General features: G+C 69.0%; 22 protein-coding genes. 11 read left to right on the top strand and 11 right to left on the bottom strand.

All coding sequences use genetic code 11. The features are described 5' to 3' along the window. Positions 1-105 precede the first annotated feature (105 nt). Both ACFV0T_RS29400 and ACFV0T_RS29395 read left to right on the top strand, forming a co-directional pair. On the top strand, positions 106-438 hold the full coding sequence (locus tag ACFV0T_RS29400) for an EthD domain-containing protein (RefSeq protein ID WP_385785463.1): 333 nt from the start codon (positions 106-108) through the stop codon (positions 436-438). A 78-nt stretch (positions 439-516) separates the two neighbouring features. Continuing rightward, on the top strand, positions 517-1,926 hold the full coding sequence (locus ACFV0T_RS29395; RefSeq protein ID WP_385785461.1) for a class I adenylate-forming enzyme family protein: 1,410 nt from the start codon (positions 517-519) through the stop codon (positions 1,924-1,926). Between the two features lie 316 nt (positions 1,927-2,242). On the opposite strand, the gene ACFV0T_RS29390 is transcribed toward ACFV0T_RS29395, so the two are convergent. From ACFV0T_RS29390 to ACFV0T_RS29365, 6 genes are read right to left on the bottom strand one after another with little or no spacing between them, the layout of a single operon-like run. Then, a complete protein-coding gene (locus tag ACFV0T_RS29390; protein WP_385785459.1) occupies positions 2,243-3,298 on the bottom strand; it encodes a zinc-binding alcohol dehydrogenase family protein in 1,056 nt (351 codons plus the stop codon). A gap of 49 nt (positions 3,299-3,347) precedes the next feature. Beyond that, positions 3,348-4,097 (bottom strand): ABC transporter ATP-binding protein, encoded by a 750-nt coding sequence (locus tag ACFV0T_RS29385; protein ID WP_385785457.1) that lies wholly within the window; start codon positions 4,095-4,097, stop codon positions 3,348-3,350. Then, positions 4,081-4,797 (bottom strand): ABC transporter ATP-binding protein, encoded by a 717-nt coding sequence (locus tag ACFV0T_RS29380; protein ID WP_385785454.1) that lies wholly within the window; start codon positions 4,795-4,797, stop codon positions 4,081-4,083. The genes ACFV0T_RS29385 and ACFV0T_RS29380 overlap by 17 nt, the downstream gene beginning before the upstream one ends. Continuing rightward, positions 4,794-5,783, bottom strand: a complete 990-nt coding sequence (locus tag ACFV0T_RS29375; RefSeq protein WP_385785451.1) for a branched-chain amino acid ABC transporter permease — start codon at positions 5,781-5,783, stop codon at positions 4,794-4,796. The genes ACFV0T_RS29380 and ACFV0T_RS29375 overlap by 4 nt, the downstream gene beginning before the upstream one ends. Next, a complete protein-coding gene (locus tag ACFV0T_RS29370; protein ID WP_385785449.1) occupies positions 5,780-6,655 on the bottom strand; it encodes a branched-chain amino acid ABC transporter permease in 876 nt (291 codons plus the stop codon). Before ACFV0T_RS29370 ends, ACFV0T_RS29375 begins: the two co-directional genes overlap by 4 nt. 18 nt (positions 6,656-6,673) lie before the next feature. Continuing rightward, a complete protein-coding gene (locus ACFV0T_RS29365) occupies positions 6,674-7,867 on the bottom strand; it encodes an ABC transporter substrate-binding protein (protein ID WP_385785446.1) in 1,194 nt (397 codons plus the stop codon). A gap of 521 nt (positions 7,868-8,388) precedes the next feature. On the opposite strand from ACFV0T_RS29365, the gene ACFV0T_RS29360 reads away from it, so the two are divergent. Genes ACFV0T_RS29360 through ACFV0T_RS29345 form a run of 4 tightly spaced genes read left to right on the top strand, consistent with a single transcriptional unit; the run spans position 8,389 to position 12,339 of the window. Continuing rightward, positions 8,389-9,300: an alpha/beta hydrolase gene (locus tag ACFV0T_RS29360; protein WP_385785443.1), complete on the top strand. Its 912-nt coding sequence runs from the start codon at positions 8,389-8,391 to the stop codon at positions 9,298-9,300. A gap of 50 nt (positions 9,301-9,350) precedes the next feature. Beyond that, positions 9,351-10,535 (top strand): acyl-CoA dehydrogenase family protein, encoded by a 1,185-nt coding sequence (locus tag ACFV0T_RS29355; protein WP_385785440.1) that lies wholly within the window; start codon positions 9,351-9,353, stop codon positions 10,533-10,535. Positions 10,536-10,555: 20 nt separating this feature from the next. Next, positions 10,556-11,608 (top strand): phosphotransferase family protein, encoded by a 1,053-nt coding sequence (locus ACFV0T_RS29350; RefSeq protein WP_385785437.1) that lies wholly within the window; start codon positions 10,556-10,558, stop codon positions 11,606-11,608. Beyond that, positions 11,605-12,339: an SDR family NAD(P)-dependent oxidoreductase gene (locus ACFV0T_RS29345; RefSeq protein WP_385785434.1), complete on the top strand. Its 735-nt coding sequence runs from the start codon at positions 11,605-11,607 to the stop codon at positions 12,337-12,339. The genes ACFV0T_RS29350 and ACFV0T_RS29345 overlap by 4 nt, the downstream gene beginning before the upstream one ends. A 260-nt stretch (positions 12,340-12,599) precedes the next feature. Here the strand turns inward: ACFV0T_RS29345 and ACFV0T_RS29340 are convergent, their stop codons facing one another. Together ACFV0T_RS29340 and ACFV0T_RS29335 are read right to left on the bottom strand one after the other, a co-directional pair. Further along, positions 12,600-13,247 (bottom strand): response regulator, encoded by a 648-nt coding sequence (locus ACFV0T_RS29340; protein ID WP_385785432.1) that lies wholly within the window; start codon positions 13,245-13,247, stop codon positions 12,600-12,602. Next, a complete protein-coding gene (locus ACFV0T_RS29335) occupies positions 13,238-15,235 on the bottom strand; it encodes an ATP-binding protein (protein WP_385785429.1) in 1,998 nt (665 codons plus the stop codon). Before ACFV0T_RS29335 ends, ACFV0T_RS29340 begins: the two co-directional genes overlap by 10 nt. A gap of 136 nt (positions 15,236-15,371) precedes the next feature. On the opposite strand from ACFV0T_RS29335, the gene ACFV0T_RS29330 reads away from it, so the two are divergent. The 3 genes from ACFV0T_RS29330 to ACFV0T_RS29320 all read left to right on the top strand — a co-directional run bounded on the left by ACFV0T_RS29330 (position 15,372) and on the right by ACFV0T_RS29320 (position 19,620). Further along, entirely contained in the window at positions 15,372-16,082 is a 711-nt protein-coding gene (locus ACFV0T_RS29330; RefSeq protein ID WP_385785426.1) for a hypothetical protein, read from the top strand. A 241-nt stretch (positions 16,083-16,323) separates the two neighbouring features. Then, a complete protein-coding gene (locus tag ACFV0T_RS29325) occupies positions 16,324-17,661 on the top strand; it encodes a protein kinase (protein ID WP_385785424.1) in 1,338 nt (445 codons plus the stop codon). Positions 17,662-18,750: 1,089 nt separating this feature from the next. Continuing rightward, complete coding sequence (locus ACFV0T_RS29320; RefSeq protein ID WP_385785422.1) at positions 18,751-19,620, top strand: hypothetical protein; 870 nt, start codon at positions 18,751-18,753, stop codon at positions 19,618-19,620. Positions 19,621-19,821: 201 nt separating this feature from the next. On the opposite strand, the gene ACFV0T_RS29315 is transcribed toward ACFV0T_RS29320, so the two are convergent. After that, positions 19,822-20,235: a DoxX family protein gene (locus tag ACFV0T_RS29315; protein ID WP_385785419.1), complete on the bottom strand. Its 414-nt coding sequence runs from the start codon at positions 20,233-20,235 to the stop codon at positions 19,822-19,824. A 576-nt stretch (positions 20,236-20,811) separates the two neighbouring features. Between ACFV0T_RS29315 and ACFV0T_RS29310 the strand changes: the two genes are divergently transcribed. Continuing rightward, positions 20,812-20,976 carry a hypothetical protein gene (locus ACFV0T_RS29310; protein WP_385785416.1) on the top strand — a complete coding sequence of 55 codons (165 nt, stop codon included), beginning with the start codon at positions 20,812-20,814 and terminating at the stop codon, positions 20,974-20,976. Positions 20,977-21,046: 70 nt separating this feature from the next. Here ACFV0T_RS29310 and ACFV0T_RS29305 read toward each other — a convergent pair whose 3' ends face one another. Beyond that, a complete protein-coding gene (locus ACFV0T_RS29305; RefSeq protein ID WP_385785413.1) occupies positions 21,047-21,562 on the bottom strand; it encodes a hypothetical protein in 516 nt (171 codons plus the stop codon). 651 nt (positions 21,563-22,213) lie between these two features. Further along, the gene (locus ACFV0T_RS29300) at positions 22,214-22,354 is read right to left on the bottom strand and encodes a hypothetical protein (protein ID WP_385785596.1); all 141 of its coding nucleotides are present in this window, start codon (positions 22,352-22,354) and stop codon (positions 22,214-22,216) included. Positions 22,355-22,640: 286 nt separating this feature from the next. Here ACFV0T_RS29300 and ACFV0T_RS29295 point away from each other — a divergent pair, with 286 nt between their 5' ends. Further along, a complete protein-coding gene (locus tag ACFV0T_RS29295) occupies positions 22,641-26,045 on the top strand; it encodes a S8 family serine peptidase (protein WP_385785409.1) in 3,405 nt (1,134 codons plus the stop codon). The last annotated feature ends 22 nt before the right edge of the window (positions 26,046-26,067 follow it).

Raw genomic sequence — 26,067 nt, 5'->3', positions numbered from 1 at the left:
GTGGACCTCCCCGCTTCGTTCCGGCACCAAGTGCGGTGCCTTGACATCAAGTTGAGGGTAGCTCCAAAATCAAATCTGACGCCAACTTCATTTCTTGGAGTACTCATGCTGAAGATCATCGCCATGTTCAACTTCCGCCCGGACATGAGCCGTGAGGAGGCTCAGGCCTACTGGAACGAGACGCACAACGACGTCGTCCGCCGCTGCCTGCCCGAATGCCGCAAGTACGTCCAGAACATGACGATCCCGGTCCGCACCCAGACGTCCCAGTTCGACGGCATCTCCGAACTCTGGTTCGATGACATGGACTCGATCAGGCGCTCCTTCTCCGGCCCGCTGAACGACGAGCTGGTCGCTGACGAGGAGAAGTTCGCCGTCAACAAGCAGTGGGCCATCGTGACCGAGAGCCAGGTCTTCGAGTCCCAGGCAGTTCTGTAACACCGGCGCGCGACCCCATACCGGCTCACCTTGGCCCGGCACACTCACGAGCCGACTCATTGCGAGAGAAGGACCAGAGTGGAAAGTTCTTTCATTGCTGATCTGTTCGGGCCAAGGTTCGAGCAGCTGACGCTCGGCGAGTGGCACGACCACGTGCAACACGAGATCGTCACCGGCAGCGTCCTGCGCCGCCGCGCACTCGACAAGGCCGAAGAGCTGCGTGACCGGGGTCTGCGTCCCCACCAGGTTGCGGTCATCCGCGAGGCCACACCCATCTCGTTCGTGACGAATTATCTGGCTGCCGGGCTCGTCGGCGCCGTCGTGATGCCCATGGAACGAGGGCTGCCCGCGCACGACGAGGACCGCCGGCTCGGCATCGCCCGGCCGGCGTTCCTCCTCGAGGGCGATCACATCACCGACACCGGTACGGCGGACGCCCGCCAGGATCTGCCCTCCGAGGTGGCACAGATCTTGTTCACGGGCGGGACGACCGGCGCCCCCAAGGCGGTGCTGCACACCCGCGCGGGGCTGGTCTCGAACATCTCCGCCATCATCAAGTACGCCCAGTACGGACCCGGCGATCGCGTTCTCGGCACCCTGCCGCTGTTCCACTGCTACGGAGTCAACTGGACCGCTCTCGCCCCGACATTGACCGGAGCCTCGGTCGACGCGTTCGGGCGGCTCTCCACGTCCGCGATCGCGCACGTACCGCTCGCGCCGACTGCGTGGCCGACGGTGCCGGCTGCCGTGGAGAGGCTGCTGCGCTCCCCGGTGATGGGCGACATCGACTGGTCGAAGCTGCGGTTCTGTCTCGTCGGTGGCGCTCCGACCGCAAGCGACCTGTCGTCACGGTTCATGGAACACACCGGTCGGCCGGTCCTGAACGCGTACGGCGTGACCGAGGCGACGTCCTTCGTCTGCGGTCCCGATCTTCGTACCTCGAACCAGGGGCCCGGCGACGTCGGAGCGCCGGTAGCCGAAGTCGAAGTCCGCGAAGGAGCCGTCCACGGGCAGTACGCGGAGCTCGAACTGGGTGGTCCTTCGGTGATGGCCGGCTACCTGGACGATCCGGAGGCCACGAGCCATGCCCTGACCGAAGACGGCTGGCTCCGGACGGGGGATCTGTTCGAGCTCACCCCCCAAGGAACCGTCGCGCTCCGCGGACGCCTGAAGAACTTCATCAACCGCGGCGGCGAGAAGATAGACCCTGCGACCGTTGCTGCGGCCGTGAACCAGCACCCCTCGGTGGTCGAGGCGTATGTTTTCGGTTACCCCGACGACCGGCTCGGTGAGATCGTGGCGTGCCTCGTCGAACCGGACGGCAGCGCTTCGCAGGACCTGGAGCAGGAGATCCGGGTCCTGGCGTCGGAACTCCTGGCCGCCTACGCGGTCCCGACCCTGATTCGGATCGTTCCCCGGCTGCCCCGCAACGCTGTCGGCAAGGTCGTACCGACGACGGCTCAGCAACTGCTCCTCGTAGCACCGTAGGACGACCCCTTCAACACGCAGCCGGGCCCTGTTCAAGGTCATCGACCTGAACCGGGCCCTGCTGCGTTTTCGGGAGTGCCCAGGCAGCCAGGACCGGACAGTGCTCGGCCTGCGCGCTGTCGAGCAGCGCACCCGCGGCGGTGACCGCGTCCTCCGGTCGTCCGGCACACCGCGAACCAGAAGCGCCCGGACCGAGGACGGGTCCGTCGTCGGAGCGATTCCGAAGCGGCACGATGGCGCTCAGCGCCGCCGTACTCGGGATGCGAGGAACCCCGGGCGAGCGCCCGGGGTTCCTCGCGTCCTTGGAGCGAACCGGTCAGCCGGAGGTCGCGGTGAGGTCGACCAGTACCTTCCCGCGCGCGGAACGATCGGCGATGCGCCGGAATGCGGCACGGTACTCGCCCAGCGGAACGACAGTGTCGATCGCCGGAGTCAGCTGCCCGCCGGCGACGAGGTCGAGCAGTTCCTGCTGCTCGCCGACCGTCCAGCCGGTCGCGCCCAGGATCTGCAGTTGGAGACTCCACACGTACCGCAGGTCGAGTTCCACGAGGTGCCCGGCGAGAGCACCGCACGTCAGGATGCGGCCGCCGGCTCGAACGCACCGCAACGCACTGTGCCATGCGGGTCCGCCGACGAAGTTCACGAGCACGTCGACACCGGGCGGGTTCGCGGCCGTATGGCCAGGCAGGTGGGTGACCGGGTCGATGGCGCGCGGCCGTCCGAACAGCGCTGTGCACCGCTCGCGCAGGTCTTCGCACGACAGGTCGATGACGTGATCGGCTCCGAGTGAGCGGACATAGTCGGCCTTCGCCGTGGTGTTGACCGCCGCCACGACAACCGCGCCGCGTGTTTTGGCCAGTTGGACCACGGCGCTTCCCACACCGCCGGCCGCGCCGAGGACCATCACGACCTCTCCCGCAGACACCCGTCCGACGGTGAACAGCATGTGGGCTGCGGCGCCGTAGGCGGTCGGCAGGGCCGCGGCGTCGCGCAGCGACACGGTGTCGGGGACCCGGGTGAGCTGGCTGACGTGGCAGGCCATCAGCTCTGACAGCCCGCCGAGCGCCGACTCGCCGTTGATCCCGTGCCGCGGGTGGGTGGGATAGACCAGGACCCGGTCGCCGCGACGCCATCCTTGCTCCTTCGCGCCCTCACCGACGTGGGTCAGGACACCTGAGACGTCGCCGCCGGGCACCATCGGAAAGGGGTGGTGGACGTTCGGCAGGCCGGCGAGGACAAGGAGGTCCAGGGCGTTCAGCGAGACATGGGACACCCGGACCAGTACCTCGTCCGCCGCTGCCGTCGGTTCGGGCAGATCCGTGAGCTCGAGCTGGTCGAGCTCACCTGACGTGTGGTAGGTGACAGCCCGCATGGCTTGCTCCTTCTGGTGGAAACATGGACGTGATGGGCGACGCGGGAGTTCACGCGGACAGCGGTGGCTGATGTTCGCGGGCGCCGACCGGTGGGCCCGCCTCGCCGAGGTAGGCGCGCTGGATCGTCGCCGCGTCGAGCGTTGCCCGGGGGCCGTTCCACTCGGTGCTGCCGTTCGACATCACCAGGACGTCGTCGGCGAACGCGAGCACTAGGTCGGTGAACTGCTCGACCAGGAGCACCGCGAGTCCGTCGTCACGGCATCGGCGCAGCACCGACGCGACGACCGTCTCGCGCATCGTGGGTGAAAGGCCCAGGGACGGTTCGTCGAGAACCAGGGTCGAGGGCCGGCGTACGAGCGCTCGCGCGATCGCTGTCAACTGCCGCTCACCGCCGCTGAGATGCCCGACCTTGCGGTGGCGCAGCGGGACGAGCTTCGGAAAGTCCTCGAAGCTTCGCGCGAGGTGGACGAAAGCCTGTCGGCGGCTCGACCCCGCGGTGGCCACGAGGATGTTCTCCTCGACGGTGAGCTCACCGATCAGGTCACGGTCCTGGGGGACGAATCCGACACCCTGCCGCAGCCGGCGCCAGGTGGGCAGCCCGTCCAGTGAACCGGCCGGGCCGGTGATGTGCCCCCGATACGGTACGCGGCCGACGATCGCGTCGACCAGCGAGCTCTTCCCGGCGCCGTTGGCGCCCAGGACTCCGAGGATGCGTCCGTCCTCGACGGTTGCGGTGATGCCGCGCAGTGCGACGACCCGCCCGTACGTCACCTCCACACGGTCAAGACTCAGCGCCACTGGGAGCACCCCCTAGGTATGCCGCGGCAACGTGCGCGTCGTTGGCGAGTTCGGCCGGCCGGCCGCTTCCGACGACACGACCGGCGTCGAGGACCGTGGCGTAGTCGCACACCCCGTGCACCAGGCGCATGTCGTGTTCGATCAGGACCGTGGCGATCCCCAGGTCACGGATCTCGTCCAGCACGCCGGCGAGTGTGCGCCGGCCTTCTTCGTCCAGGCCGCCGGCAGGTTCGTCGAGCAGCAGAACCCGTGGGCCGCCGGCGAGTGCTCGCGCCAGCTCGGCCGTGCGTCTCCCCCACGCGTCCAGTTCACACGCGGGTCGATCGGGCAGGCCTCGTACGAGATCGTGTGCGAAGTCGACTGTCCGCTCCGATCCGTCCCGGCCCACGCGGCCGGCGACGGCCACATGCTCCAGCGGGGTCAGTGAATCGAAGGCCTGGGAGTGCTGGAACGTCCGGCTCAGTCCTTGGCGGGCGCTGCTGTCCAGGCTGTGCCCTCGAAGTTGCGCGTCGTCGATGTACACGTGTCCGGCGACGGCACGAATCACACCGGTCGCCGCGTTGAGCAGGGTGGTCTTCCCGGCACCGTTAGGTCCGATGACGGCATGCACCTGCCCGGCCTCGACCGAAAGATCGACATCGTCGACGACGGTGACGCCCTGGAATGCCACGGTCATTCCCGCGATGCGGAATCGGCTCATCGAAGCACCCGCCGGGATGAGGCACCGGGAAGCATCGCCAGGACTCCGTTGGGCGCCAGCATCAAGACGACGAACAGCACCGCGACGGTGAAGAAGTCCGAGTAGCCCTGCAGGCCGGTGAACACCGCGGGTACCACGCTGACCAGGAGCGCGCCGATGACGGGGCTGAAGAAGCGGTCCAGGCCTCCCACCCATGCCACCAGCAGGGTGGAGACGATCGCCGGCAGGCCGAACGTCGACGGGACGATGGCGACGGTCACCACACCCAGCAGGGCGCCTGCGACCCCGAGAAGGACATTGCACATGAAGACGGCCTGAGCGCGGATCCGGAAGACGGAGAGACCGGCGGACTTCGCGCCCTCGGTCGAATCCCGCACGGCCCGCAGCCTCACGATGAACGCCGATCCGGCGAGCCAGGCGATGAAGCCGGCGGCGAGCGCCAGGTAGACCGCGGTAAGGGCAAGCGTGCCGTCGATCGCCGTGAGACTGCCGATCACCGGTGGGGGCACGATCTTTCCGTACGGTCCTCCGGTGACGGAGACCGCCTGGTTGAGGACGTTCTGGACCAGGAGGACCGCCACGAACGTCGCGACCGTGAAATAGAAGGACCGCAGTCGCAGCGTCGGCAGGAGCAGCAGCGTGACCAGAACACCCGAGGCCGCTCCCCCGATCAGAACGGCCGCCGCAACGGGCACTTCGTGCTCCATCGACAGGACGGCCGCATAGGCTCCGACACCCATCGCCGCCGGCCCGTGCAGTGCCGCGAGCCCACCGCTTCCGATGACGAGGTTCATGCCCAGGCCCGCGATCAGCCAGACCATGTAGAGAGCGGCAAGATACGTCCAGTAATCGCTGCCGATTCCCCACAGCACGGTCGTCGCCACCAGCGGCAGCAGCGGCGTGGCCCACCTGAGGCTCTTGGAGTGTCCGGCGGACCGCCAGGACCGGTGTTCCCTTTCGCGCGGGGCCGCGACGTCGAGTGTCATACCCGCACCGCCTCTCGCGTCCCGAACAACCCGTCCGGGCGGACCAGAAGCATCACGAAGATCACGACAAGCGGCAGGATCGACGTCGCCCATCCTCCGATGTGCACGACTGCGACGGCTTCGAGGACACCGATCAGTACGGAGCAGACGATCGCACCGGGGAGGTTGCTGAGACCTCCGAGCGCGACGCCGGCGATGGCCTTGACCATGGGGAGTTGAGCCATGGACGGGGCGACGCTGACCGAGTTGGACAGGAGCCAGCCGGCGTACGCGGCCAGCATTCCGGAGAGGCACCAGGCGGCGATGCGGAACCCGTTCGCGCGTACCCCCGCGACCTGGGCCGCTCGTGCGTCGGCCGCGACGGCGCGCGCCATGATGCCGACCCTGGTGCGCTGCAGCAGGAACAGGCTGGCCAGTGAGGCTGCCACCAGCGAACCGAGCGTGAGGATGGTGACATGCGAGATCGGCACGCCTGCGACAGTCGTCACTCCGTCGACGGCCAGCTTCGCGGGGATGGAACGCGGCTGCGCGGAGTAGATCAGCCGGACGGTGCCTTCTCCCAGGACCATCAACAGCAGAAGCAGCACGACAACGACATGGGCGCCGGAGGCCGGCAGCCGCCGCTGCATCGGTCTGGCGACGCCGAGTTCGATCAGTATGGACAGCACGCCGACCGCCACGCATCCCAGGATCACCGCACCTGCTCCGGGGATCGGGAGGTTGCTGATCTCGAGCGTCACATAGACGCCGACGGTGGCGAAGGTGCCGGTCGCGAAGTTGAACACCCCGGTGGTCTTGAAGACGATCACGAGGGCACCGGCGAGGATCGCGTACTGCGCACCGGCCTGCAGGCCGGCCAATAGGACATCCACGAAATACTCCTGACCTGTTCAGCTGCCGGACGGGGCACTGAAGATCTTGACGCTGCCGTACAGACCGTCGTCGTCCGGTGCCCTGTTGGACTCGAACTGGACCAGGGACATCTGCTCGGGCCCGGAGTGGTCCGTCTTGGAGAAGCTCATCGGATAGCCGAGACCGAAGTCCACGCTGTTCAGGGACTCCATCGCGCTGACGAACTTGTCCGCGTCGACGGCTCCGGCCTTCTCCAGCGCCTTCTGCACCAGCTTGATCCCCTGGTAGCCCTCGAGTGCGACGGAGTCCGGGTACTTCCCGTAGCGCCGCTGGTAGGCCTGTGCAAAGTGACTCATCTCTGTGCTCTCGCTCCTGGTGCCGAGCTCGGTCGGTGCGTACCAGGAGCTGGCGAAGCCCCTCAGCAGGCCCTGCTGCGCCAGGGGCGTGACGGTCGCTTCGAGAATGCCTCCGCTGAACGAGACCACGGGGGCTGTCACACTTGCCTGCCGCAGCGCCTTGATCAGCGGCGGGGTCGAGTACACGACGGTGAGGATCACGTCCGGCCTGGACCGGGCGAGGATCAGGGACTGGGCCCGGTAGTCCGTGGCATCGAGCGGGATCTCCACGCCCTGGTACGCCGACCCCAGGCCCTTCGCCTCCAGTGTGGCTTTCACCCCGTCCGCGGCGGCTTTCCCGTAGTCGTTTCCGACGTAGGCGACCGCGATCTTGTGTGGGTGGTAGCGCGGAAGCACGAGGTTCGTCAGCGATCGCGCTTCGTCCGCGGCTGACACGTTGGAGTCGAACACATAGTGCGCGGCAGGCCGGGTGATCTCCGTTGCCGTTGCCGTCGTGACGAGCATCGGGAGGCGCTGCGCCTCGGCGAGCGGCTTCACCGCGAGCGCGACGGGGCTGCAGGAGAACCCGAAGAGCATGAAGGCGCGGTCACTCATGTACTTGCGGGCTGCGGCCACGCCCTTGGTGGTGTCACATCCTTCGTCGGCGGAGTTCAGTTCGAGCTTGCGCCCCAGTACGCCGCCGCGGCTGTTGATCTCGTCGACGGCCAGCTGGGCGCCCTGCTGCGCCGGCTTGCCGAGCGTGGATGCCGTGGCGGACAGGTCGAACACGCCTCCGAGAACGATGGGTCCGGACCCGGACTGCGCGTTCGGGGGCGAGCATCCCGCCATGACGCCCAGAGCCGTAACGGCCAGCAACGCCGCCAATCGTCGCGCCATAGCACTCCTCCTCCTGCCCAGACACCATTTCTGAATCTGGCGCCATGTTTAGTACAGGGAGTGTGACTTGAGCCATCGCAGCCGTCAAGGAGCAGCACGGAGTCCACTCCTGACGCCTGTTCCGCACCCCGGGACGCCCGATCGGGAACGTTCCCCAAACCCCAGGCGCGGCTTGCGGACGGCGAGCAGCCGGCGTCCAACTCGGCGACCACGTGCGCCTGGCAGCCACTCCCGCCGCGAAACACGGACCGGCACGGACGCTGTGCGCCGGCACCCGCCGCACAGACGCCCCGGCCACAGGGCGTCGACTTGACGATGCCTCATTTCCGCGCCGCACCGGCTGAACTCATGGCGGGCCACCCCGCCCCGACCGGCCACCGAGGCCGACGGCGCCGACGGACGCTTCTCCGACCCGGCCACCTCCCGGGTGCACCGCACGGAGATCTCTTGACAGGGCCCTCGGGGTAACCCTAAGTTCCAAAACTGACGCCATATTCAACTCTGAGGAGTAGGAGCCAACAGTGCGTGAGGATGTCGAGTTCCAGGTAGAAGACGGGACAACGCTTCGCGGGTACTTCCACAGCAGCGGCGACGGTCCCAAGCCCTGCATCGTGCTCGCGCACGGGTTCTCGGGCGTGAAGGAACAGATCGACCGCTACGCCGCCGCGTTCGCCGCCGCCGGGTTCTCCTCCCTCGTCTACGACCACCGCGGCTTCGGCACCTCCGACGGCACCCCGCGCCTCGAGGTCGACCCGTACCGGCAGATCGAGGACTGGCGCGACGCCCTCTCGTTCGCCGAGACGCTGCCCGGGGTGGACGCCGACGCCGGCTTCGGCGTGTGGGGATCGAGCTACGCCGGTGGTCTCGCGGCCGTGATCGGCGCCAACGACTCACGTGTGCGTTGTGTCGTCTCCCAGATCCCCAACGCCAGCGGCCACCGCAACAGCCGTGAGATGTTCACCCGCCCCCAGCTCGAACTCATCCAGAACCGGCTCCGCGAGGACCGTCAGGCCCGCCGCCTCGGGAAGGAGCCGGCCATGATCCCCGTGTTCTCGACCGAGCCCGAGGAGCTGTGCGCGCTGCCGCCGGTGGTGCACAGCCGGTTCATCGAGCTCAGCGAGCAAGGAGCCCCCGAGTGGAAGAACCAGGTCACGCTCCGCTCGGTCGGCCACATGATCGAATTCGAGCCCGCCGGATGGTTCCCGTACCTCTCGCCGAAGCCATGGCTGATGATCGTCGGCCGTAGCGACACGACGACATTTCCCGAGATCCAGCTGGAGGCGTTCGCCACGGCCCGGGAACCGAAGCACGTCGTGATACACGCCGGTGGGCACTTCCAGACGTACGTGGCCCACTTCGAGGAGACCAGCAAGGCGGCGACCGAGTGGTTCCTTCAGCACCTCGTGGCCGATCCGGGCCGTAGCACCCGATAGCGCAGGCCGAAGACCGTCCGACACCCATCGATCCGGGGGGAGGTGCGCCCGTGCTTGCCGTAGGCAAACTCGTGGACGCGACCCGAGAGTTCATCCGAGCCGAGGTTCTGCCCATCGACGACGAGTACGACGGAGACGCGCACGCCGCGGGAGGCGACGCCCTGCGTGTGCGCCTCCAGCGCGCGGCCCACGGCGCCGGGCTCCTCTCCCCGCACGGCCCGGTCGACTGCGGTGGCCTTGGTCTGAGCATGTCCGAACGAGCGCCCGTCTTCGAGGAAGCGGGCTACTCCCTGTTCGGACCGATGGCGCTGAACATCAACGCCCCTGACGAAGGCAACGTCCACCTCCTGGCGCACGTCGCCTCCGACGCGCAGCGGGACGAGTACCTGCGGCCCCTGGTGACGGGCCAGACCCGTTCAGCGTTCGCGATGACCGAACCGTCACCCGGGGCGGGGTCGGACCCGGCCGCGCTCTCCACTCGCGCGACCAAGACCGACGACGGGTGGCTGATCAACGGCCGCAAGCACCTCATCACCGGTGCGGATGGCGCGGGCTTCTTCATCATCATGGCCCGCACCAGCGGCGAACCCGGAGATTCCGGCGGCGCCACCATGTTCCTCGCGCCCGCGGGGACCGAGGGCATCGAGGTGGTCCGTCACCTCCCGACGATGGACCGGTCCATGATCGGTGGGCACTGTGAGCTGTCGTTCGTCGACGTCCTCGTCCCCGACGACGCCGTCCTCGGCGAGGTGGACGAGGGATTCCGATACGCCCAAGTGCGACTCGGTCCGGCCCGCATGACCCACGTGATGCGGTGGACCGGCGCCGCGCGCCGCGCGCACGAGGTCGCCGTCCGGTACGCAACGCAGCGCCATGCGTTCGGCTCCCGGCTCGCGGACCTCGGTATGGCACAGCAACTGATCGCCGACAACGAGATCGACCTCGCCGCCACCCGCGCTCTGCTCATGCAGGCCTGCGCCGAACTCGACGCCGGCGAGCGCGCGTCTAAGCAGACGTCGATCGCCAAGACCTTCGCCGCGGAAGCGCTGAACCGCGTCGTCGACCGGGCGACACAACTGTGCGGCGGCCTCGGGGTATCCGGCGACCTGCCCATCGCCAAGATCGCTCGCGAACTGCGCCCGTTCCGCATATACGACGGTCCGTCGGAGGTACACCGTTGGTCGATAGCCACCAGAGCGGTACGGCAACTCACCGCCGACGGGCACGGCCGATGACCGGGGCGAAGAGCACAGCCGTGGGGGTCACACACAGCACCGACATCCCACTGACCGGGACGGAACTCGACTCCGTCGCGGCAGTGATGCGTGCGGCCGGCGTCGAAGTGACTCAGCCGCTTGCCGCGGAACTCATCACCGGTGGCAGATCCAACGTCACCTTCCGGCTGACCGACGGGGTGTCCCGCTGGGTCCTGCGGATGCCGCCACGGGCAGGCCGCACCCCGTCAGCGCACGACGTCGCGCGGGAGCACCGCGTCACCGCGGCACTCGCCGCCACCGGCATCCCCGTCGCCCGGCCCGTCGCGCTGTGCAAAGACGAATCCTTGCTCGGTGGGGCATTCTCGGTCGCCGAGTTCGTTCCCGGCCGCACGGTTCGAACCCGCGATCAACTCGCCGCGCTCGATGACGCGTCACTCGACACGACCGTCGACCAGCTGCTCAACTCCCTAGCGGCCCTGCACCGAGTCGATCACGTCCGCATCGGCTTGGAGGGCTTCGGCCGGCCGGGCGGCTACGCCGAACGGCAGCTGCGGCGCTGGTGGGGCCAATGGCAGCTGATCGGTTCAGCCGAACTGGACGGTCTCGCACGCGATTTGAACGACCGTCTCGCAGGCTCGATACCGAAACGACAGACGACGGGCATCGTGCACGGCGACTACCGGATCGACAACGTGATCCTGTCGCCCGACTCGTCATCGGCTCCACAGGTCGCGGCCATTGTGGACTGGGAGCTGTCCACCATCGGCGACGCCGTCGCAGACGTGGCGATGATGTGCGCCTACCGCGATCCCGCCTTCGACCTCATCGTAGGCTCGCCCAGCGCGTGGGCCAGTCCGCGGCTGCCCGAGCCGGCCGCACTTGCCGCCGCCTACGAACGCGCGGGCGACATCCCGCTCACCGACTGGGACTTCCATCTCGCCCTGGCGTACTTCAAGATCGCGGTGATCGCGGCCGGTATCGACCACCGGGCGCGTGCCGGCGCCGCACGCGGCCCCGGCTTCGACACGGCCGCCGAATCCGTTGCCACCTTCCTCGAACTCGGCCGCACGACCCTCGGAGCGCACCGATGAGGACGGCACTCATCACAGGAGCCTCCCGCGGCATCGGTCGGGGCATCGCCCTTGAACTCGCCCGCCAGGGGTACGGGCTCACGGTCACCTCGCGATCGGCGGAGGACCTCGATGCGCTGTCCGCCACGCTGAGCGACGCGGGCGCCGAGAAGGTCATCCACCACGCCGCGGACATGGCAGACCGAGACGGCGCCGCCGCCGTAGCCGATCTCCACCGCGACACCTTCGGCACGATGGACGCGCTGATACTCAACGCCGGCGTCGGCACCGCGGCGCCGCTGGAGACCACACCCGCGTACAGGGTGGACAAGAGCCTGCACGTCAACTTCACCTCGCCATTCCTGATGGTGCAGCACGCGCTGCCGATGCTGCGCACCGCTGCCGCCGCCAACCCGAGGCGAGGCACGCGAGTCATCGCGCTCGCATCGATCACCGGGGTGTATCCCGAAGCCGGCCTCGCCGTCTACGGCGCATCGAAGGCCGCGTTGATCTCACTCGTGGAAGCGCTCAACGCCGAAGAATCCGGAAGGGGTGTCATGGCTACAGCCATCGCCCCGGCCTTCGTCGACACCGACATGGCGGCCTGGGCCACCGGCACCGTCCCAGCCGATACCATGATCACCGTCGCCGACACGGTCGCCGTCGTTCGCATGCTGCTCGGCCTTGGACCCACCACATCCATCACGAAGATAGTGATGTCCCGCAGCGGAACAGCAGGCTTCGCCGCGTGACGTCCACTGCGCATCACGGGGCGGGAGCCGTCCGAGAAAACCATGAGCGCGGCCCGCTCCGGTGCCGCCGGATGTACGACGTTCCGCTGTTCCGGCGGCAGAGCAACGGCGTTGCGGGCGAGCTCGGGAACCCACGATCCAGCCCTGGGGTCGACAGGAGCGAGATCACCGGGATACGTCGGCTCCATTGCGGAGCCACGAAATGGGTGACGGAGGGCAGCGGCCGGTCAGCGCCTGCCCCCCAGGCCGGGGAAAGGAAATCACCGACAACGCAGGAACTGGAGCACCGCCTGCACCCGCCGGTGCTCGCGCTCGCCCTGCTCCAGGCCGAGCTTGGTGAAGACACTGCGTACGTAGCCCTCGATCGTCTTGGGGCTGAGGACCAACTCCTCGCACAACGCGGCATTGGACAGTCCCTGGGCCATCAGCGCCAGCACCTCCCGCTCGCGGTCGGTGAGTTCGGCGAGCGGGTCGCGTTCCCGTCGTCGGCTGACCAGCATGGAGACGAGTTCGGCGTCGATCACGACATCTCCCCCGGCAACGCGTCGCACGTCGACCGCGAAGGCACCGAGATCGGACACCCGGTCCTTGAGCAGGTAGCCGACCGCACCGTCGAACTCTTCCATCAGCCGTAGCGCGTGATGCACCTCGACGTACTGCGACAACAGCATCAGTCCGACCCTCGGCGCGAAGCAGCGGATCTCGGCCGCGGCCTCGATGCCCTCGTCCGCGAAGCCCGGCGGCATCCGCAGGTCGGTGATGACCACGTCCGGCGGGTCGCGACGGACGAGCCCGACCAGCTCAGCACTGTTCCGGGCCTGGGCCACCACCTCGAAGCCCTCCTCGGCGAGGATGCGAGCCATTCCCTCGCGGAAGAGCAGCGCGTCGTCGGCGACAATCACGCGCACGGCAGCACCGCCCTGACCCGGGTCCCGCCGCCGGAAGGGCTGTCGACCTGGAGGTCACCGCCGAGTGCTGCGAGGCGATCCGCCAGTCCCTGCAGCCCCGTTCCCGGACCTGGGCGTGCTCCGCCGCGGCCGTCGTCGGTGACCTCCACGCAGAGCCCGCCTTCGGCCGGGGCCACGTCGACGACGAGCACGCTCGCGCCCGAGTGGCGGACGGCGTTGGTGAGCGCCTCGCTCACCACGTAGTACGCCGTCGCCTCGACGTTGCCCGGCAGGCGACCCATGTGGGCCACGTGCAGGCGCACCGGGATCGCCGACCGGTCCGCCAGCGCGGCGAGCGCGGGCTCGAGACCCGACTGGGCCAGCACCATCGGGTGCAGGCCACGGGCCAGCTCACGCAGTTCGGCAGTGGCCTCGAGTAGTTGTGACCGCGCATGTCTGACCCGATCCGCCATGGCCGCCCCGCTTGCCTCCGCTTGCTTGGCCAGAGCACCTAGTTCCAGCCCCAGGGTGACGAGTCGCTGCTGTGCACCGTCGTGGAGGTCGCGCTCGATGCGCCGGCGGGCGGCGTCCTCGGCGGTGACGATCCGGCGGGCCGCCGCCTGGACCTCCTGCGCCTGTTGCTGCTGCCCGATGATCAGGCCGGTCTGCGCGGCCAGGTCCGAGAGCAGACGGACCTCCGTGGCGCTGAGCGACTCCCCCGTCGGCTTGCGGACCGTGATCGCGCCGCGCACGGTACCGCGGTGGACGACGGGCCGGACCAGTCGGCGTGACCCGCCCAGTCCGGCGAGCGCTGCCGGGCCCGCGTCGACCGTCGCAGCCGGCCACCGGCCCTGGGGCTCGAGACAATGTTCGTCGCCCACCCACACGACAACCTCGGTGGCGCCGACCCCTCCCGCGACCGTGGCCGCGACGGCATCGAGCAACTCCTGCGGCGGGTCCTCGAGGTGGGCCGACAACCGGGACAACGCTTCGTACGGCGTCGCGCGATGCCCGTACACGAGACGATCCGCCAGGCGCTGGGCCCGTCGCCGTAACGGTTCGAACGCGACTGCGACGACGGCCGTCGTGACCAGTGCCAGAGCTCGTTCGTCCGCCGGAACCACGGCTCCCGCACCGACCACGATCGCCACGTACGCTGCCGTGATCAGCAGCAGCATGACCCCGACGACGAGGGACTTGTTGATGACCGGGTCGATGTCATAGAGCCGGAACTTGAGAATCGCGAATCCTGCGGCGACCGGGATCAGCGGGAGCGCGAGCAGGCCCAGAACCGGACTGCCGAACGCCAGCAAGCCGGCCACCAGCAACAGGATCGCCGCGACCACCGCGCACACGAGCCAGCGCATCTGGCGCGCCTCGTCGCCACGCGCGCGACGGAGACGCACCACGATCGCGACGGTCCACAACACCTGGAAGAGCAGATAGCTGTAGTGCGCGTACTCCCAGACGCGGTCCGCCGCGTCGCCGCCCGGCACATCCAGCGGGTGCGGAGCAGCCAGTCCCACCCGGTCGTACTCCACCGGCCACAACGCCGACAGCAGCGCGAGTACGGCAGCGACCGCCATCATCGCCACCACGGCGAACCGCCACCACCGTGACAGGAGCCGCCCGTCGGGAAACGCCATGAGCGTCCACCCGGCCAGCGCGATCGCCGGCGGCAACGGCCACACCCCGACCCAGCCGAGCCAGGACGCGCCGACCAGAGTGCCGCTGTGCAGGCCGTACTGGCGGCCGAAGAACATCACCGCGTGCAGCACGCCGGTCGCGACGAACAGCCAGCCCTCCGGGTGCCGCGGCCGCATCCGGACGACGTACAGTCCCACCGCAGTGAAGGAGGCGCCGATCAGCCCGTTGTGCACGTTCTCCAGGTGAAAGCCGAGGTACCAGCCGTAGCCGACGAGCGTCGCAACCACCAGCGCCACCAGTGCCGCCCCGGCTTCGCGGAGCGTCGGTGGGACCTGGTCGTGCGCCTCCATGGCCGCTGACATACAGCCATGCTGGCACAGCGGCAACGCTCGCGGATGAGGGTTACCCCTGGTCGAAGTGCAGGGTGCGCACCGTGTCCCAGACCGCCGGGGAGCGACATGGTGGAACCACCGATTCGTCCCGACCGGAGGAACCACCATGAGCACGTCGACTCAGGCCCACACCCAACTGCCCCGCACCGGACGCCCCGAACGGGTCGCCGGGCCCCTCCTCGCGCTGGGCGGGGTCTGCTTCTTCGCAGGCGGCGCCATCCACCCCGGTGACAGCGGCGGGGGATCGAAAGTCTCCCAGCTTCACGAAATGCTGGTCGACTCGATGTGGTATCCCTCGCACACACTGCTGCTGGCCGCGATGACGTGCTTCGCGACCGCGATCCTCGCGTTCCGGCGCCGCGACGGTCTCGGCTCCCACATGGCCACAGTGACCGGCGTCTTCTCCGTCATCGCCGCCGTCAGCACGATCGGAATGACGCTGCACCTGTTCGCCGCCCTCGGTGCGGACGGGATCGCCGGTGGCGAGAAGACGTTCATCTACCACGTGCAGACGTGGAACGAGACGATCACCGATCCGTTGTGGGGCCTGGGCATCGCAGCCCTCGCCGTCGCCGGCGGTCTCACCCGCACCGTCGGCAACCCGACCACACTCGCGCTCGGCCTCGTCGGCGGCCTGGCCTACTCGCTGGCGTCCGCCACGATCGCGTTCACCGACCGCTTCGACGCGCTGTTTCCGCTGGCCTCACTCATCGGGATCTGGGCCGTCGTGGTAGGCCTCATGATGTCGCTGCGGAAGGCCCGTTCGAGGGGCGCCGTGTCTGCCCCGGAACTCGACCGGACCGAGACCTCCAGCTGAGAGGTTCGCGCGGGGCAGGACACGATTTCGGCAGCGGGTACCGCGGAGCAGGTGCCGAAGGTACATCGCATCCGGCTCCGTTGAAGCGGAAGAGGCAGCCGTCCTGGGCGCGCGACCAGGGCTGCAGGCGCGCGGAGACGCGGTGCGGCCGTCCCGTCACACGCTCCTTGGACCAAACCGCTTCCACCAGGACGCTGTGCACGCTGCCGGACCTGAAACCGGCCATGACGAGGGGGACCCGATGTCGGAACGGCAGCTGGACGGCCGCTATCGCCTGATCGACCGGATCGGGTCCGGCGGCATGGGCGAGGTGTGGCGCGCTTATGACGCGAACCTGCACCGCGAGGTGGCCGTAAAACTGATCACCGAACTCGCCTACGCCCAGAATCTGACGGCCACGGCCCGGTTCGTGCGTGAGGCCAGGGCCGTCGCGAGGCTGTCAAGTCCGCACATCGTGACGGTCCATGAACTCGGTACGGCACGGATGGGCGGTGGCCCTGAAGTGCCGTACCTGGTGATGGAACTGCTGGATGGGCGCCCGCTGGACCGTCTGCTCAAGAGCGCCGGCTGGCTTCCTCCGCTGGACGAAGTGGCACGCTGGACCGATCAGCTGTGCCGCGCGCTCGGGACGGCCCACGCCGCGGGGGTCGTGCACCGGGACATGAAGCCGGCGAACGTCCTGCTCACCGGGGGCGACACGGCCTTCGACGACGCCAAGGTCGTCAAGGTGCTCGATTTCGGCATTGCCCGGTTCCTCGACGGAACCACACGAGCGTCGACCACGCTGACCGCCACAGGATCGGTCATGGGTACACCCGCGTACATGTCGCCGGAGCAGGCCCGCGGAGAGGCAGACGTCGACGGGCGGGGCGATCTGTACTGCTTGGGAGTCGTTCTCTACGAACTGGTCACCGGGCGGCTGCCGTTCGAGGGGAGCGCCTGGCATGTGGTGCTCCACCAACACATCACCGAGCCTCCCGCTCCACCACGCCTGCTGCGCGCGGGACTGCCGCAGGACTGGGACGAGTTGATCCTCGCCCTGCTGGCCAAGAATCCGGCCGACCGTCCGCAGACCGCCGCAGAAGTCCGGTACCGGCTGGGCGCGATGGCCATGGCACCCACCGCGTTCCCTCGCGCCCGGCCGACGCTGCCCGATCCCGGCCCGTCACGACACGACCCACCGCTCCTGCCGCCTCCCGCTCCGACCGAGCCACCACGTGTCCCGGCCCAGGCAGGCCCCAGCGGGGTGACGACGGCGAGCCAGGCAAAGAGGACGACGCAAAGGGCTACCCAGGCGGAGCCGGCGCGGGCGCGCCGGTCCCGTACCGATCCGACGATGCCCGCCACTCGGACCCGGCGGGTCACCAGGTGGCTGCTGCGGGCTTGTACCGCCGTGGGCCTGGTGTGCGCGCTTGCCACGACAATGGCGGCCTCGGACATCTCCGTCGGCGTGAAAGTCCTTGCCGTCGTGGTGACCGTGTTCCTCCTCTTGTATCGGCGGTGGCACTCGGCCGGCCAGGCGGACGGAGCCCGCGCCCGCAGGTCCGCAGCCCAGGAAGGTCGGACGCGTGCGCACTGATTCGTGGGGGCGCTCGTACACGGCAGCGGCACCCTTCGGGGTGAACGCCGTCTGACTCCCCACCGCGTCCCTGCTCGTCGCCCGGCTTCCGGGCGAACATCGCGCCGGCCTCGACAGGGTCCGACGTCTTGTATTTCTTGTCCTTTTGACCACCATGTTGTCGGTCCGCAGCTCGACCTGTCACGGCCTCCCCTGTCCCAGCGTCCCGCGCAGGCCACGCCGAATCCCGCGACGAGGCTGAGACGGTCGTTGGAAATCGGCCTGACGCCTGACGCCTGACGCCTGACGACCCTCGGCCTCGACGACACGGTTGCGATCCTGGCTCAGCACCGCGACGAGCAGTGCGCACCGGCATCATCGACGCAGTAGACCGGTCGTGGCACTTCACGCAGTACTTCGACGCCACCGGGACAGAGCTCTTGGCATGCAGCGGCGTCAGACGCGAGCCACCTTCGCAGGAGGACGGTCAGCAGCTCCAGCTGTAGAGGCCCCCACCCGTGTTCACCGCAGACGCCGCGAGCCGGGCAACTCCCTGCAGGACCGCCAGTAGATCATCGTCGGTCATGTCGTCCCCCTCCTCAGACCGGAGCCGCGCGGTCCAACGATCGGCGAGCTCTTCGAGTTCGGCGGAGCTCGCGTCGGCCAACGCCCGGGTCAACCGCTGCGGCAGAGCGAACACCTCCGTAGCCCACACCCCGGTACTCCGGCCGTACGCCGAAGTACTTGGGGCATGAACCGTGCGCGGCCGACGGCATCGCTCATGCCCTCCATGGGACCAATGGCGTCGGCCACCGCGCCGTCGTCGAGGACTACGAGGACCCGGCCCAGCGTCCCGGGCCCGCATCTGGTCGTAGAGGAAAACGCGAATCGTCCGCAGCCATCAACTCTGCGAAGACGGCGCACCGCTCGGGCTCGGGAAGCTGTTCGTACTCCATGCCCGGACGAGTGCAGACTGAGACCTGGCGGTAGGGCAGGTGACCTGTGCTGAGCGACCTCGGGCCGCCCGCTGGCCCAGAGACGTGCGGCGGACGAAACCGACAGGGACCCGTGCCTCGTGCGGCAGCGTCGTACGGCATTAGGATCGCGCGCATGCCGAGAGACGAGGCGAGCGGGGAAGAGGGGGACGGGACCGCCGCGGCGTGGAGCGCGAAGGTGGTGAACCACCGGCGCACGGTGGGGGAATCGCCCTTCGAGCCGGCCTGGTGCCCGAAGGACCCGTTGGCGCGCCGGGACGGTCTGAGCATCGTCGGTGCCGTCGGGTCGGTCAGGTGCGTCGACTCCACCGGGCGGACCCTTTGGACGCACCGCTGCAGCGGCAGACCCAACGCCGCCCATCTGTCCGGTGACCGCGTGCTCGTCACCACGTACTCGCTGGAGTACACGCCCTGGGGCCACCTCGGCCCCGCGCTGCTCCTCGACCTCGCGGACGGGAGACTCGTCGCCGAGTTGCGCGGGCAGAGTGCCGCGGCGCGGGGAGGCGGCCGTTTCGTGCTCGGACTGGAGGGCTACGACGTCTTCGACACCTGGGAGTACGACCGCGACGGCACCCAGACCGACGCCTGGCGTTCCTACGGCCACTACGTGGTCGGTACCGGTCTGCGCGTGGTCGAGGCCGACCGTCAACTGCCGAGCCAGGGCCGGGTCGTCCGGCTGCTGCCCGGCGGTGTCGTGGAACGCGGCCCGCGCCTGACCGATCCACTGCCGCCCGAGCCGCTGGTTCTACGCGACGGTACGATCCTGGTCCTCGACGGCAGAGCGGTCCGCGCGGTGGGCCGCGGGCTCGACAGCACGGTCCTCGCCGAACTCACCGAGGCACCCGCGGACTTGCGCGGGCCGACAAGGCGGAAACTGCGGTGGGACGGTGACCGGGTCGCCGCGATCGTCTCCGTACCGCACGCGAACGAGCCCAGCGTCTACACGGTGTACACCTGGACACTCGCCCTCCGCCGCCTCACCTGAACCAGCGACACCCGCGGGAGGCGATCGAGCTGCGACCGATCACCGCGGTCGGCCAGCATGACTTATATCTCCCCGCGTGGCACACCACACTGGGCCTCGCGACGCCATCCGTCGCCGCACAGCCCGACGGCGCCGACCCGCGGTCGGCACCGTGCGACTTCATGAGTGACGGAGGCCGGGCCCTGGGCGGGCCCGGACTGTTCAAGCGGACGTCACGCCTTTGCCGACGAGACTGAGCGTGAGCCCTCGGCGGTTCCACATGACGACCGCTGCCAGGATGAGCAGCACCGCTGCTGCTACCGGACTTTGGTCGATCACAAACAAGCAGCTCAGGAATGCGCCTGCCATGACGCCGGCGAGTACCAGGCCACCCAGGGCACTCAGTCGGGGAACGAGCAGCAGTACGGCCCCGGCCAGCTCCAGCGAGCCGGTGACGTACCGAAGCCATTGCCCGGCACCGACGTCCTGGAAGACTTTGACCATGTCCTGCGCGCCGGCGATCTTCGAAGCCCCCGCCATGACGAACACGACGGCCAGGATCACCTGGAGGACCCACAGGATGATGTTCCGGGCCTTCCCCTCCACCTTGGGCACACTCTGCACAGAACGAGACATATCTTCTCCTTTGGCACGCCAAGCCGCTGGCGCTCGGGTGCGAGGCCAGCCTTTCACTTGAAGTTTCATGTCACACCCTAGAGCAGCGACAGATGAAGGTTCAAGTGTGAGTCGAGTGGTCAAGCCGGCTGGACGGGCCGAAATCGACTGGGGGCACTCGGACACGTGGAGACGGCCCGCCAACTGGAGATCAGGTTGAAGCGCTGCCACCCTACGAACCGCTTCGGTGGCCGAGGACCTTGCCGCGGCCCGCGCCGGCGAGGGCCCGACGGTCTTCACCGGCTGGTCGAGGTCTTCGAACGTCAAGTGCCTGGCGCTCTGGTGCTTCGCGGATCGGCATCACGGGTGTCGGGGTGTGGCTGAGCCGGTAGGCAGCTCCGGGGGAGGCTGCGACTCGCTGCGGCAGCACCGCCGCTCCAGAAGGGCGCTGCCACCCGACCGGGACGCCCGTCCGGTCGCTTTGGCCTGCGGCGATGGCAGTCTCGGCAACGCGGCGCGGGGCGCGCTGTTACGCCGCGGCGTTGCCTGGGCGCACGCTCGATAACGCGGCGCGGGGCGCGCTGTTACGCCGCGGCGTTGCCTGGGCGCACGCTCGATGTGCTCGGGGTGCAGCCGGTCGGGGTCGGCCAGGGCACGGCGGGCGATGTCGCCGGGCGGCGCGACCCGGATCCCGAGCGCACGGGTGTCCGCGACCTCCTGCGCCACAGCCAGGAAGTACCCCTCGAAGACGAGCCGCTGTAGCTGGTGCGGAAGCCCCTCGGCGGTTGAGCACCGGGCCCTTTGCGTCTGCTCGCGCTGAAGCGCCGGCGGCTCAGCGCTCCGGCCAGGCCGGCATCGATCGCTGGGCGGCGGACAGCCGGGACTTGGCGATGTTGCGGATGCGACGGGTGCGGCCACTCTCGGCCAGAACTTCCAGAACAGCCATCGCCGAGGACTTTTCGGCGGTGTGGACCTGTAGCCAGTTGGAGGCGGCGAGCAGGTTCTCAGCGTCCCACGGCTCGCTCAAGGTCATCGCCCGCAGCAAAGTCCACTCATTGAGGCGCCGTGTGGAGAAGTCGTCCACTCCAACAGGGCCAGCCATCTCCAGGCGCCACGAAGGATAGCCGGGATCCGTGAGCAGTTCAGCGGCTCGTCTGTCGAGGTACTCGCAGACGGCACTGTTCGCCATCCCCTTATCCGGATCGGCGAGTACTCGGGTGATGAGGGCACCTGCATCCGCCGGGGCCACCTCGTCGAACGCCCTCCGGTAGCGAGCAAACCGCACGTGCTCGTCCGGGTCCCAGTCCGGATCGTCCGCTGACACCGCGCCGCTCGACACCAGCGTCACCCCTCTCGTCCGGTTCGGGATGGAAGCCTCCCACAACCCTGGCACCCCGATGCCTGGCGAAGTCCCTTGGAGACCGCCCGGGTTCTGGTCGTTGTGCGTCGCAGGCCAGATCGATCAGCCGGCGCATGACCGCTGTGGGGAGCGCCGGGTTGCCGGCCGCGGCCTCCGCACTGTCTGCGCCGCGGAGCAGGCGGACGAAGACGGTCTTTGAGGTCATCATGTTCGCCGAGTCGTGCGGCTAAGGCCTTCGGACGGCAAGCTGTGGGCGGTCCCGGATCAACGGTGCTGACCGCCCCTCTTGAAGGATCGGGGCCGGTCGCGATCGTGCGCGGGGTGCCGCCTGCGGCCGCGAAAGTCACTCATGAGATGCGTGGCGAGGGCGACCGGGACAAGGAAACCGGCGATCCACGACGAGCGCAGTGCGACGTCGGCCCAGGACGTTGCCGTCTTCCAGCCGTGAGGCAAGCCAATGAGAACGACCGAGGTCAGGAGTGAGAGGACGGCCGACGCCAGCACGGCGACAGCCACCCGGCCGGCGAGCCCTACCCACCACACCCTCGTGGCATCGCGATCCACGCTGCCTCCCCCGCCTCGGTGAGCGCATTGTCGCTCACGACCGACGCCCGGCAACAGAACATTTGCGAAAGATGATCAGGCAGCAGGCAGGCCCACCCGGCGGGCGATGACTTCGGCCGACTCACCCAGCATCAGCCCCCGCAGGTAGCAGTCACCCTCGGCGCGCTGTTCCTTGCGCGGCACCGAAGCGAACACAGCACCCGCGAACGACGTCAACTTCGCCCGAGCACCGTTCAGTTCAAGTGCACCCACACCCCTACACACGCCCCCAAACAGGACCGACAGACGGACGTAGCGAAGTCCTACTAGGCAACAGCGATCCAGTGTGGTTTTCTCATCCCTCGTGACCAAGGACTCGGTCGGGAGTTCGATCTGACCGGGACGCCGTACACCCCGACTCAGCGCTGCCCAGGCCGTGTCCCGGGTGTCCGGCGACCGCCGGACACCCCACCGTCCGCCGCCCGTGCCACAGGTCTCCCGGACGGCAAAAAGGTACTCATACATGCGCATACGAGCCGGGTGGGTCCTGCTGCCCGCTCTGGCCTGCCTCGTCGCGGGAGCCGTACCCGGCGCCGCAGAGGCATCCCAGGGGTCCACCACCGCCATACCCGTCCTGAGCACCGCGTCACCCGCGGCCAGGACCGTCCGCACCATGACGCTGGTCACCGGTGACAAGGTCACCATCACGCAAAGCGCCGGGGGCGTTGCGGGCATAGGCGTTCAACGCGGCCCTGGCCGCACCCACATCGGCTTCCAGGTGGCGCACGAGTGGCACGGCACCGACCAGCACATCTCGGTGGTTCCGTCGGACGCTCAGGCCCTGCTGACCGCCGGGAAGCTCGACCCCCGTCTGTTCGACGTCACCGAGCAGCTCGACGCCGGCTATGACGACGCATCGAGCGACTCGCTCCGGCTGATCTACTCCAGCCGCGGCGGCAAGTCCGCCGTCGCCCGCGGCGCGATCCAGCAGCACGGCGCCAAGATCTCCCGTACTCTCAACGTTCTGGGCGGCGGCAGTTTCGCCCCCGCCAAGCGTGACGCCGCCCCGTTCTGGAAGTTCGTCACCGGAACGCAGGGGCTGCGTGGCCCGCTGAACAAGCTGTGGCTCAACGGCCGCAGCCGCGTCGCCCTAGCCGAGAGCACGGGCATCATCGGTGCTCCCAAGGTCTGGGACAGCGTCGACTCCACCGGAGCGCACATCACCGGCAAGGGCGTCACCGTCGCCGACCTCGACACCGGCTACGACCCGACACACCCCGACCTCGTGGACAAGGCCGAGACAGGCCGGACCAGGGACTTCACCGACTCCGGGTCGGTGGTGGACGGGAACGGCCACGGCACCCACACCGCATCCACCATCGCGGGCACCGGCGCGGCCTCCGGCGGCAAGTACAAGGGCGTCGCCCCCGACGCCAAGCTGCTGATCGGCAAGGTCTGCACCGACGACGGTTTCTGCCCCGACGACGCCGTCATCAACGGCATGACGTGGGCGGCCGAGGCCGGCGCCAAGGCCGTCAACCTCAGCCTGGGCTCGCCCCCGTACGCCCAGTCCGACCCGCTCACTGAGGCAGTCGACGCACTGACCGCCGCGCACGGCACCCTGTTCGTCATCGCGGCAGGCAACGAGGGCGCCCCCGCGGCCGACTACTTCGGCGGCACCGTGGGCTCTCCCGGCATCGCCGACTCCGCGCTCACCGTGGGCAGCACCACCAAGCAGGACACCCTCAGCGACTTCTCCAGCCGCGGTCCGCGGATCGGCGACTTCGCCGTCAAGCCCGACATCGTCGCCCCCGGCCAGGACATCACCGCGGCCCGCGCCGCGGGCACCACCCTGGGCGACCCGGTCGGTGCCTCGTACGTCACCGCGTCCGGCACCTCGATGGCGACCCCGCACGTCACCGGGGCCGTGGCGCTGCTCGCCCAGCAGCACCCCGACTGGAAGGCCGCGGACTTCAAGGCCGCCCTCACCAGCGCCGCCAAGGGCCTGCCCGGGCTGACCGCCTACGACCAGGGCAGCGGCCGCCTGGACGTCGCCCGCGCCAGCGCGCAGAAGGTGCGCGCCACTTCCGGCAGCATCAGCCTCGGCAAGGCCGACTGGCCACACCAGGACGTCACCCGGACCGGCACCGTCACCTACACCAACGACGGCGCGGCCGACGTCACGCTCCACTTGTCCGTCGACGCATACGGGCCCAGGGGCCAGGCCGCACCGAAGGGAGCCTTCGCCCTGTCGGCCGACACCGTGACCGTCCGGGCCGGCGGCACCGCTTCCGCGTCCCTCACCGCCACCATCGACGACACGATGGCAGGCGCCTACGGCGGTTCGATCGTCGCCGCCACCGACGACGGCACCACCGCGGTCCGCGACGCCTTCGGTGTCTACGCCGAGCCACTCACCCACGGCCTGTCGTTCACGGTCCTCGGGCTCGACGGCAAGCCCGTCGGCGAGGGCACCAACGTCTCCGCCTTCGACGTCCGGACCGGCCTGCAGTACAGCGTCACCACCGACGCCGCCGGCAAGGCGTCGATGCAGCTGCCGGAGAGCGAGTACGACATCTCGGCGAGCAAGTTCGACCCCGTGGCTCAGACGTCGGTCCTCTTCTCCAAGCCGGGCGTCAACCTCACCTCCGACACCCCGGTCGTCCTCGACGGCAGCACCGCCGAACCGGTCAACCTCACCGTGGACAAGGGCCAGGCCAAGAACGACGGCATCTTCGCCAGCACGACGTCCATCAGCGCGGACGGGCGCTACGGCACCCAGAAGTTCGTGATGGGCTTCCCGGGCAGCCGCGTCTACGCCACCCCTACCACGACGGTCACCAGCCACCCGTTCTGGTTCCTCGCCACCCAGCGGTGGAGCGGCACGGTCCCCAAGAGCAGGACCAAGGCGGCCTGGAGCTACGCCTACAACCTCGCCGTCAACACCAAGGGCGGCATCCCTGCCGTCCTCACCCGCAGAATCCACGACAGCGCGCTCGGCCGGGTCGAGGAGACCTACGCCGACCAGGGCGGCAAGCCCCTCGGGGTCCGGATCGACACCCCGGTCCCGACCTACGGCGCGATCACCTTCGTGGACGGCAACCAGGTTCCGGTCCCCGGCAGGCAGACCCGCTACTACACCGACGACGCGGCGATCGTCTGGGACCGCACACTCGGCATGCGCGCCCAGGGCACCGCGGGCTACGACGAGATCCAGTTCGCGGGCACCACGCGCTTCAAGCCGGGCAGGGCCTACACCCGGTGGTGGAACCATGCCCCGCTGCGCGCCCGGTCGCTGGACGCACTGCGCCTTGAGGACCGGCTCTTCCTCACCCCCGGCCTGTTCTCCACGGCCGGCGAGAACACGGCGACCTACGCGGGCGAGGCCCGGGGCGCCACGGGCTCGTCGACCCTGTACCGCAACGGGGTCAAGGTCGCGTCGCTGGACTCCCTCGGCCGGCTGCAGACCGCCGTCCCCTACGAAAAGGCCACCTACACCCTGACGTCGACCGGCACCCGCGAGGTCGGCTGGTCCACCCTGGGCAGCAAGGCCTCGGCCACCTGGACCTTCACGTCCGGACGGCCGAGCAGCCCGTCGCCTACCGAGCTGCCGCTTCTCAACGTCCGCCTCGACGGCCCGGTGAACAGCTCCAGCAGCATCGCCGGCGGCCGTACGTACGACTTCACCGTGGCGGCCGAGCGCGGCGGACCGGCAGCCACCACCTCGCTGGGCCTTCGGATCTCCTTCGACGACGGCAAGACCTGGAAGGCCGTCAAGGTCTGGCGCGGCGGCGACCTCGGCATCGCGAAGCTGGCACTGCCGTCGGCCGGCGGCTACGCCTCGATCCGCCTCACCGCCAGGGACACGGCGGGCAACGAGGTCGACCAGACCGTCATCCGCTCCTTCCGGGTGACCCCCCGGCGGTAGTCGCGCCCTCGCAGTACGGCGG

It is taken from the genome of Streptomyces sp. NPDC059582 (genome assembly GCF_042735715.1).
Classification (GTDB): Bacteria; Actinomycetota; Actinomycetes; order Streptomycetales; family Streptomycetaceae; genus Streptomyces.
This window is presented reverse-complemented; position numbering and strand designations above follow the sequence as displayed.